We start from the raw sequence: 8,614 nt of genomic DNA on the forward strand, positions 1-8,614 counted from the left end.
CCGTCCGGTCCCCCCGCGGGCGCGGGGTTCACACATCCAGGAGTTCGATGATGACTTCCTCGAGACGCGACTTCCTGCGCACCGCCGTGCTGCTGTCCGCCGCGGTTCCGCTGGCCGCGGCGGGCTGCTCCACGACGGATCCGGAAGAGGAGAAGGCGGGCGGGGGCACGCTGCAGAAGGCCAAGGACGCCGGGACGATCACCGTCGGCTTCGCCAACGAGGCGCCCTACGGCTACACCGACAAATCGGGGAAGCTGACCGGCGAGGCGCCCGAGCTCGCCCGCGTCATCTTCAAGCAGCTCGGGATCGACGAGGTCAAGGGCGTCCAGGTCGACTTCGGCGGCCTGATCGGCGGCCTGAACGCCAAGCGGTTCGACGCGATCGCCGCCGGCATGTTCATCACGCCCGAGCGCTGCGCCTCGGCGGCGTTCGCGAACCCCGAGTACGTCGCCAAGAGCGCCTTCATGGTGCCGGAGGGCAACCCGAAGGGCCTCAAGGGCGCCAAGGACCCGGCCGCCAAGAACGTCCGGGTCGGCGTCATGACCGGTGCCGTCGAGGCCGGTTACGCCGAGAAGACCGGGGTCAAGAAGAGCAACATCAAGACCTACGCCGACCAGCCGAGCGCCTTCGAGGGGCTCAAGGCCGGGCGCATCGACTGCATCTGGCTGACCCGCATCTCGCTGGCCGACCTGCAGTCCAAGCACCAGGGCGAGGGCTTCGAGGTGACCGACCCGTTCGTCCCGGTCATCGACGGCAAGGAGCAGTTCGGCGCGGGCGCGTTCGCGTTCCGCAAGGCCGACTCGGACCTGCTGAACGCCTGGAACGGCGAGCTCGACAAGCTCAAGCAGCAGAACAAGCTGCTGCCGGTGCTGCAGCCGTTCGGGTTCACCCAGGCGGAGATGCCGGCCGCCGACGACACGGCCGCCAAGTTCTGCCAGGGCTGACCGGTGGCTGACGTCCTCGACAGCTACAACCAGTGGCTGGACGGCGCGTGGCTCACCATCCAGCTCACCCTCTTCGGCGGCGCGGTGGCGCTGGTGCTCGCCCTGATCTTCGGGCTGGCGGGCACCTCGCGGCATGCGTGGGTGCGCGTCCTGAACCGGGTGTACGTGGAGTTCTTCCGCGGCAACGCGACGCTGGTGCTGCTGTACTGGTTCTTCTACGCGCTGCCCCTGGTCGGACTGCGGTTCACCACCATGTTCGCGGCGGTCCTGGCGCTCGGGCTGAACGTCGGCGCCTACGGCGCGGAGGTGGTCCGCGGCTCGATCAACGCCGTCCCGAAGGCCCAGTTCGAGGCGACGGTGGCGCTGAACTTCTCGCCGTACCAGCGGATGCGGCGGGTGCTGCTGCCGCAGGGCTTCGCGCTGATGCTGCCCCCGTTCGGCAACCTGATCATCGAGCTGATGAAGGGGACGGCCATCGTGTCCCTGGTCGGGCTGGTCGACCTGACCCGCGTCTCGAAGAACATCCAGGGCAGCACCGGCGAGACCGTCGCGGCGTTCACGGTGGTGCTCGTCCTGTACTTCGTGATCGCGCAGGTGCTGCAGCTGTTCGTCCGCTACGCCGAACGCCGCGTGGACCGCATGCTGGGCCGCAAGCTGCCCAGTGAGCCGTCCCTCGGCACGATCGCGGCGGGCGCACCCGGAGCGGGGGTGGGCAGCTGATGGACTGGGACTGGCAGTACTCCGGGGACATCCTCCCCGACCTGCTCGACGGGCTGCGCTACACCGTCATCGCGACGCTGGCGGGCTATGTGATCGCCCTGCTCCTCGGGCTGGTGTGGACGCTGCTGCGCCGCACCCCGAGCCGGGTCTTCAACCAGGCGATCAGGTGGATCACCGAGTTCATCCGGTCGACGCCGCTGATCCCGCAGCTGTACTTCGTCTTCTTCGTCCTGCCCGCGTGGGGCATCACGATCGGGTCGCTCACGGCCGGGATCATCACGCTCGGGATCCACTACTCGACGTACACCGCCGAGGTGTACCGGGCCGGGATCGCCGACGTCCCGAAGGGGCAGTGGGAGGCGTGCACGGCGCTGAACCTGCCGCGGTCGCGGGTATGGCTGGACGTGATCCTGCCGCAGGCGATCCGCCGGGTGATCCCGACGCTCGGCAACTACCTGATCGCGATGTTCAAGGACTCGCCGATGCTGCTGGCGATCAACGTCGCGGAACTGCTCTTCTCCGCCTACCAGGTGGGCTCGAAGTCCCTGCAGTTCCTGGAGCCGATCACCATGGTCGGCCTGTTGTTCGTCGTGGTCAGCGTCATATCCTCGATACTCGTCCGCCGCTTGGAGAGGCGTTATGCCACCAACTGACACGACACCCGAAGCTCCGACGCCCAAGGACTCCGGCGACGACGCCGTCCCTAAGGGCGAGGGCGTGTCCACGGAGAAGGGCGACGCGGCCAAGGGCGAGGGCGCCGCGCCGCTGCCGCGCGGCGAGGCGCCTGGCATCCGCTTCGAGAAGGTGATCAAGCGGTTCGGCCGCAACGTGGTGCTGCGCGAGCTCGACTTCACCGTGGCGCCGGGCGAGCGGGTGACGCTCATCGGGCCGAGCGGGTCGGGCAAGACCACCATCCTGCGGCTGCTGATGACGCTGGAGAAGCTCGACGAGGGCCTCATCTGGATCGGCGACGAGACGCTGTGGCACATGGAGCGCGGCGGCAAGCGCGTCCCGGCCAACCAGAAGCACCTGCACGAGATGCGCAAGCAGGTCGGCATGGTGTTCCAGCAGTTCAACCTGTTCCCGAACATGAACGTGCTGCGCAACCTCACCGAGGGGCCGGTGCGGGTGCTCGGGGTGTCCAAGGACGAAGCGGTCGAACGTGCGCGGGACCTGCTGGACCTGGTCGGGCTCGGCGACAAGATCAACTCGCATCCGTCGCAGCTGTCGGGCGGCCAGCAGCAGCGGGTGGCGATCGCGCGGGCGCTCGCGATGCAGCCGCGGGTGCTGCTGCTGGACGAGGTCACCTCGGCCCTGGACCCGGAGCTCGTCGTCGGCGTCCAGGACCTGCTGCGCGACATCGCCCGGCAGAGCGACCTGACCCTGCTGTGCGTCACCCACGAGATGACCTTCGCCAAGGACATCTCCGACCGGGTCCTCATGTTCGACGGGGGCCAGATCGTCGAGGAGGGCCCGCCGGACCAGATCTTCGGCGAGCCGTCCGAGCAGCGCACCCGGGACTTCCTGCAGGCCGTTCTGGCGTCCTGACGGGCCGTTCCGGACCCGCCGCCCGCGTCCCCGTCGCCCCGGGGGCGCGGGCGGCCCGCTTTCGCCATTCGGCCCGCTCTTCGCCGGACGGCACGCTTTCCGCCGGACGGCCCCGAGCTCGTCCGGGCCGAATGGCGTTCGGTACGGTGGGGGACGATGAACGCTGCGATCGTGGGACTCGGCATGACCGAGCTCGGCAAGGTGTACGGGCGGAGCCCCCGGCGGCTCGCCGCCGACGCGGTGCGGCTCGCCCTCGCCGACGCGGGCCTCGCGCCCGGCGACCTGGACGGCCTGCTCGTCAGCCACGGCATGAGCGGCTCCCCCGGCATCGAGCTGGCCGAGACCCTCGGGCTCCGCGATCTGCGCCTGCTCTCCCAGGTCAACTCCTTCGGCGCGACCGCGGGGGCGATGGTGTCGTACGCGGCGATGTCGGTGCTGAGCGGCTCGGCGAGCACCGTCGCCTGCGTCTTCGCCGACGCGCCGCTGAAGCCGAAGCAGTCGGCCGGTTCGGCGTACGACCGCGAGGCCCGCGAATGGTACGGGTTCGGCGGGATGACGGCCGCGCTGGGCCTGCGCAGCGTGAACTCGTACTACGCCCTGGCGGCCCAGCGGCACATGGCGCGCTACGGCACCACCAGCGAGCAGCTCGGCGCGATCGCCGTCTCGACCCGCGACTGGGCGACCCGCAACCCGCTCGCCCAGATGCGCGACCCGATCACCCTCGACGACCACCAGAACTCGCGGTGGGTGTCCGAGCCCCTGCACCTCCTCGATTGCTGCCTCGTGTCGAACGGAGCCATCGCCGTCATCGTGACCAGCGCGGACAGGGCCCGCGATCTGGCGCGTCCGCCCGTCCACCTGTGGGGGTGGGGGCAGGGGCATCCCGGGCACCGCAGGGAGCGCGGCAGCGACTTCGGCCTGACGACGGGCGCCGCCGCGTCCGGCGCGGCGGCGATGAAGATGGCCGGGATCACGGTCTCGGACGTCGATGTCTGCGAGCTGTACGACTGCTACACCTACACGGTCCTCGTATCGCTGGAGGACTACGGGTTCTGCGCCAAGGGCGAGGGCGGCGCGTTCGCCGCGTCCGGCGCGCTCGGGCCCGGCGGGTCGCTGCCGGTCAACACGGGCGGCGGCCAGCTCTCCGCCTACTACATGTGGGGCATGACGCCGCTGTCAGAGGCCGTGATCCAGGCGCGCGGGGACGGCGGCGAGCGGCAGGCCCCGTCCACGGACGTGATCCTGGTCAGCGGCAACGGCGGCATCCTCGACCACCACTCCACGCTGATCGTCAGCCCGCACGCGAAGGGGACCTAGCCGTGCGCATCGGCGTTCTCCGGCGCGACGGCCGGACCGACCCGTTCTTCGACGGCGCCGCCGCCGGGCGCCTGGTCGTCAGGCGCTGCGCGTCCTGCGACCGCTGGCTGGCGCCGGACGCGTCCGCCTGCCCCGGCTGCGGCGACGAGGACCCCGGCTGGGCCGAGGCGAGCGGCGACGCGACGCTCGTGACCTGGACGATCGTCCACCGCCCCGGTGAGCCGCCCGCCTGCCTCGCGCTGGTCGAGCTGGCGGAGGGCCCATGGCTGCACGCCCGCCTGGACGGCGCCGACCGCGACGACCTCCGCGAGGGACTCCCTCTCCGGGCCATCTTCGTCCACCCGGACGAGGGCGAGTCCTACGTCCTGTTCCGCCCGGCCGCCCCCGCCGCCCCCTAGACCGAATAGCGTTCGGTCGTTTAGCGTCGGGGCATGAACACCGAGGTCTGCGCGCGGTTCGGCATCGAGTTCCCGCTGTTCGCCTTCAGCCACTGCCGGGACGTCGTCGCGGCCGTCACCAACGCGGGCGGCTTCGGCGTCCTCGGCGCCGTCGCGTACACCCCCGACCGGCTCGAAGAGGAGCTGCGCTGGATCGACGACCACGTGCGCGGCCGCCCCTACGGCGTGGACGTCCTCGTCCCTGGCAGGATCGACAAGTCGGCCGAGGGCGGCGGGGGCCTCGACGCCATGCTCGCCGCCATCCCCGACGAGCACTGGACGTTCCTCGCGGGCCTGTTCGCCAAGTACGACGTTCCGCTGCCGGACTTCGAGCAGGCCAAACGCTCCAACGCACGCGGCGGCACGCAGGTCACGCACCAGGGCGCGACCGAGCTGATCGACGTGTCCCTCGCCCACCCGATCGGCCTCATCGCCAGCGCCCTCGGCACCCCGCCCCCGCTCATGGTGGAGAAGGCCAGGGCCGCCGGGATCCCGGTCGCCGCGCTCGTCGGGACGTCCGAGCACGCCCGCCGCCAGGTCGCCGCCGGCGCCGACCTGATCGTCGCGCAGGGCGGCGAGGCTGGCGGTCACACCGGCGAGATCTCCACGATGGTCCTGGTCCCGGAGGTGGTCGACACCGTCGCGCCGGTCCCCGTCCTCGCCGCGGGCGGCATCGCGACCGGACGCCAGATGGCCGCCGCGCTGGCCCTCGGCGCGTCCGGCGTGTGGTGCGGCTCCGTCTGGCTCACCACCGAGGAGGCCGAGACGTCCCCGGCCGTCAAGGAGAAGATGCTCGCGGCCACGTCCCGCGACACGGTCCGCTCCCGCTCGCGCACCGGCAAGCCCGCCCGCCAGCTCCGCTCCGCCTGGACGGACGAGTGGGAGGCCCCGTCCAGCCCCGGCCCGCTCGGCATGCCGCTCCAGATGATCGTCGCCGAGGGCGCCATGCGACAGATCGCCAAGGTCGCCGAGTCAGGCAACCCGGGCGCCCGCGCCCTCGCCAACTACTTCGTCGGCCAGTGCGTCGGCCTGATGAACACCGTCAAGCCCGCCCGCCAGGTCGTCTACGACATGGTGGACGACTTCGCCACCGCCGTGGACCGCCTCAACGCCATCACCGCCGCGGACTGATCGCGCCGAAGCTCAAGCCTTGGCCGGTATGCGCTCCGGGGGCATGCCGGGCCCGATCACGGCCAGGATCTCGGTCGGGTCGTCCACGCGGCCGCAGTGGGCGCACACCGTCTGCTGGGTGACTCCGGCGCCGCACACCGAGTGGGTGTAGAGGATCGGCGGCTCCCCGTCCGTCGCCCACCGGTCGCCCCACTCGGTGAGCGCCATCAGCGCGGGCGCGAGCGCGCGTCCCTTGTCGGTCAGCAGGTACTCGTACAGTTCGGGCTGCTCGGAGTACCTGTGCCGCCGCATGATCCCGGCCTCGACGAAGCCGTCGAGCCTGGCCTTGAGGATGTTGGACGCGACGCCGAGGCGGCGCTGGAAGTCGCTGTAGCGGGTCGCTCCCCCGAACAGCGCGTCGCGGACGATCAGCAGGCTCCAGCGTTCGCCGATCACCTCCAGGGCGCGGGCGATCGAGCACACCTGTGAGTCGTAGGTCTTCCCCAGCATGCGTCCCATTCTACCGAGGGTGCTTGCGTCATGAAAGCACCCAGGCTACGGTGACTTGCATGACGCAAGTAGCTCAGGACCAGAACTTCACCACCACCTTCGCCGTGGACCGCACTCCCCAGGAGGCGTTCGAGGCCATCACCGACGTCCGCGGCTGGTGGTCGCAGGAGGTGGAGGGCGTCACCGACCAGGTCGGCGGCGAGTTCGACTACCACTTCAAGGACGTCCATCGCTGCAGGATGCGCGTGACGGAGCTCGTGCCCGGCCGGAAGGTCGCGTGGCTCGTCCTGGACAACTACTTCGACTTCATCGAAGACCAGGCCGAATGGAAGGACACCGAGGTCGTCTTCGAGATCTCCGAGAAGGACGGCGGCGCCGAGGTCCGCTTCACCCACGTGGGCCTGGTTCCGCAGTACGAGTGCTACGACGTGTGCATCAACGCGTGGGGCGGCTATATCGGCGGCAGCCTGCGGGACCTGATCAACACCGGGGAGGGCCGGCCCAACCCCAAGGAGGACGGCCCCGCCCCCGCTCACCAGGACGCCGCCACCGCGCTGCGCGCCCGAGCATGACGACAAGGAGAACCAGATGATCACCCCGAAAGCCGGCAGCATCCTTCTCGGCACCACCCGGCCCGCGGAACTGCGCGACTGGTACCGCAAGGCGCTCGCACCGGAGCACGAGGGCGAAGGCCCGATCGATCTCGGCGGCTTCATGCTGGTCATCGATCAACGCGACGACGTCGACACGAAGAACAACGAGCCGGGCCGGATGATCCTCAACTTCCACGTCGACGACTTCGACGCCGTCGCGGCGCAGTTGCGGGCGGCGGGCGTGGACTGGGTCGTTCCCGTCGCGGACCGCCCGTCCGGACGCTTCGGAACGTTCGCGGACCCGGATGGGAACTACCTCCAGATCATCCAGTTCAAGCAGGACGCATAGGCCCTGGCGTCGGAGAACGAACCCATGCCCGGCCCGGCGTCAGCCGTGCGCCGGCCGGGCATGCGGGTTCCCCGCCACCCGGCGGACGAGTGGTCGCTTGCTCAGTCCAGGGTGATGCGGGCGGCGACCGGGAGGTGGTCGCTGCCGGTGGCGGGCAGGGCGCGGATGTGGCGGATGGTCGCCGAACGGGCCATGACCTGGTCGATCCGGGCCAGCGGGAAGGACGCGGGGAAGCTGAAGGCCAGGCCCCGCTCCGCCTCGTCCAACCGCGAGGTGAGCGGGGAGCCCGATGGAACACCAGCGTCCCGGCGGTCACGGCCGAGAACCCGGCGAGCACGCGGCCCCGCGTCCAGGGCGGACGGCGTCCGGTCCGGTCCCGTCGGCGTGGTTTAATAAATGTATGTTCATTTACTAATGGAGGAGGCGGGATGGCGGGACGGCCGCGAGGGGTCGACGACGCGGTGATCCTGCGGGCGGCGGTCGAGGTGATCGGACGGGTGGGTCCGGCGAAGCTGACCCTCGCCGCGGTGGCCGACGAGGTGGGGCTGGTGCCGGGGACGCTCGTCCAGCGGTTCGGGTCCAAGCGCGGGCTGCTTCTGGCGCTGGCGACCCGGTCCGTCCAGGACGCGGGCGTGCTGCGGGAGCGGGCGCGCGAGGGGCGGGATTCGGCCCTGGCCGCGGTGTTCGCGCTGGCCCGGGAGTCGACGTCGGACGTCGCCACGCCCCAGACCTACGCCAACCACCTGGCCTTCTTCTGCATGGACCTCACCGATCCGGAGTTCTACGAGCACGCCCTGGCCATGCATCAGGCCCAGCGCCGGGCGATCGAGCTGCTGCTCGAAGAGGCCGTGTCCGACGGTGAGCTGCGGGAAGGGACGGACACCGCGACGCTGGCCGGATCAGTGCAGACGGCCGTCGCCGGAGCCGGGCTGACCTGGGCGCTCGACCGTCAGGGCGTGCTCCCGGAGCGGGTCGAACACGAGATCACCACCGTGCTGGCACCACACGTTCGGAGGAAGACATGACCGTCGAGAAGCGTCCGCTGAGCGACGCCGTGGCCCTGGTCGCGGGCGGGACCCGAGGGGG

At 70.7% G+C, this 8,614-nt stretch carries 12 protein-coding genes; 10 read left to right on the forward strand and 2 right to left on the reverse strand.

The window, feature by feature from the left end:
• Positions 1-50 precede the first annotated feature (50 nt).
• From ehuB to E1287_RS20870, 7 genes are all read left to right on the forward strand, one after another.
• Positions 51-944 carry an ectoine/hydroxyectoine ABC transporter substrate-binding protein EhuB gene (gene ehuB / locus E1287_RS20840; RefSeq protein WP_131966711.1) on the forward strand — a complete coding sequence of 298 codons (894 nt, stop codon included), beginning with the start codon at positions 51-53 and terminating at the stop codon, positions 942-944.
• Positions 945-947: 3 nt separating this feature from the next.
• On the forward strand, positions 948-1,664 hold the full coding sequence (gene ehuC, locus E1287_RS20845; protein WP_131966712.1) for an ectoine/hydroxyectoine ABC transporter permease subunit EhuC: 717 nt from the start codon (positions 948-950) through the stop codon (positions 1,662-1,664).
• The gene (gene ehuD / locus E1287_RS20850; protein WP_207934342.1) at positions 1,664-2,317 is read left to right on the forward strand and encodes an ectoine/hydroxyectoine ABC transporter permease subunit EhuD; all 654 of its coding nucleotides are present in this window, start codon (positions 1,664-1,666) and stop codon (positions 2,315-2,317) included. Before ehuC ends, ehuD begins: the two co-directional genes overlap by 1 nt.
• Positions 2,304-3,212 carry an ectoine/hydroxyectoine ABC transporter ATP-binding protein EhuA gene (gene ehuA / locus E1287_RS20855; RefSeq protein ID WP_131966714.1) on the forward strand — a complete coding sequence of 303 codons (909 nt, stop codon included), beginning with the start codon at positions 2,304-2,306 and terminating at the stop codon, positions 3,210-3,212. Before ehuD ends, ehuA begins: the two co-directional genes overlap by 14 nt.
• 156 nt (positions 3,213-3,368) lie before the next feature.
• Positions 3,369-4,529, forward strand: coding sequence for a thiolase family protein (locus E1287_RS20860; RefSeq protein WP_131966715.1), 1,161 nt, complete (start codon positions 3,369-3,371; stop codon positions 4,527-4,529).
• A gap of 2 nt (positions 4,530-4,531) precedes the next feature.
• Positions 4,532-4,927, forward strand: coding sequence for an OB-fold domain-containing protein (locus E1287_RS20865; RefSeq protein ID WP_131966716.1), 396 nt, complete (start codon positions 4,532-4,534; stop codon positions 4,925-4,927).
• A 33-nt stretch (positions 4,928-4,960) separates the two neighbouring features.
• Positions 4,961-6,097: a nitronate monooxygenase gene (locus E1287_RS20870; protein WP_131966717.1), complete on the forward strand. Its 1,137-nt coding sequence runs from the start codon at positions 4,961-4,963 to the stop codon at positions 6,095-6,097.
• A 12-nt stretch (positions 6,098-6,109) separates the two neighbouring features.
• On the opposite strand, the gene E1287_RS20875 is transcribed toward E1287_RS20870, so the two are convergent.
• Positions 6,110-6,586, reverse strand: coding sequence for a helix-turn-helix domain-containing protein (locus E1287_RS20875; RefSeq protein WP_207934343.1), 477 nt, complete (start codon positions 6,584-6,586; stop codon positions 6,110-6,112).
• A gap of 59 nt (positions 6,587-6,645) precedes the next feature.
• Here E1287_RS20875 and E1287_RS20880 point away from each other — a divergent pair, with 59 nt between their 5' ends.
• Both E1287_RS20880 and E1287_RS20885 read left to right on the forward strand, forming a co-directional pair.
• Positions 6,646-7,158, forward strand: a complete 513-nt coding sequence (locus tag E1287_RS20880; protein WP_131966719.1) for an SRPBCC domain-containing protein — start codon at positions 6,646-6,648, stop codon at positions 7,156-7,158.
• Between the two features lie 16 nt (positions 7,159-7,174).
• Entirely contained in the window at positions 7,175-7,528 is a 354-nt protein-coding gene (locus tag E1287_RS20885) for a VOC family protein (RefSeq protein ID WP_131966720.1), read from the forward strand.
• 101 nt (positions 7,529-7,629) lie between these two features.
• Here the strand turns inward: E1287_RS20885 and E1287_RS20890 are convergent, their stop codons facing one another.
• Positions 7,630-7,794 (reverse strand): hypothetical protein, encoded by a 165-nt coding sequence (locus tag E1287_RS20890; protein WP_207934344.1) that lies wholly within the window; start codon positions 7,792-7,794, stop codon positions 7,630-7,632.
• Between the two features lie 162 nt (positions 7,795-7,956).
• Here E1287_RS20890 and E1287_RS20895 point away from each other — a divergent pair, with 162 nt between their 5' ends.
• Entirely contained in the window at positions 7,957-8,553 is a 597-nt protein-coding gene (locus E1287_RS20895) for a TetR/AcrR family transcriptional regulator (RefSeq protein WP_131966721.1), read from the forward strand.
• Positions 8,554-8,614: the final 61 nt, after the last annotated feature.

The organism is Actinomadura sp. KC06, assembly GCF_004348735.1.
Classification (GTDB): domain Bacteria; phylum Actinomycetota; class Actinomycetes; order Streptosporangiales; family Streptosporangiaceae; genus Spirillospora.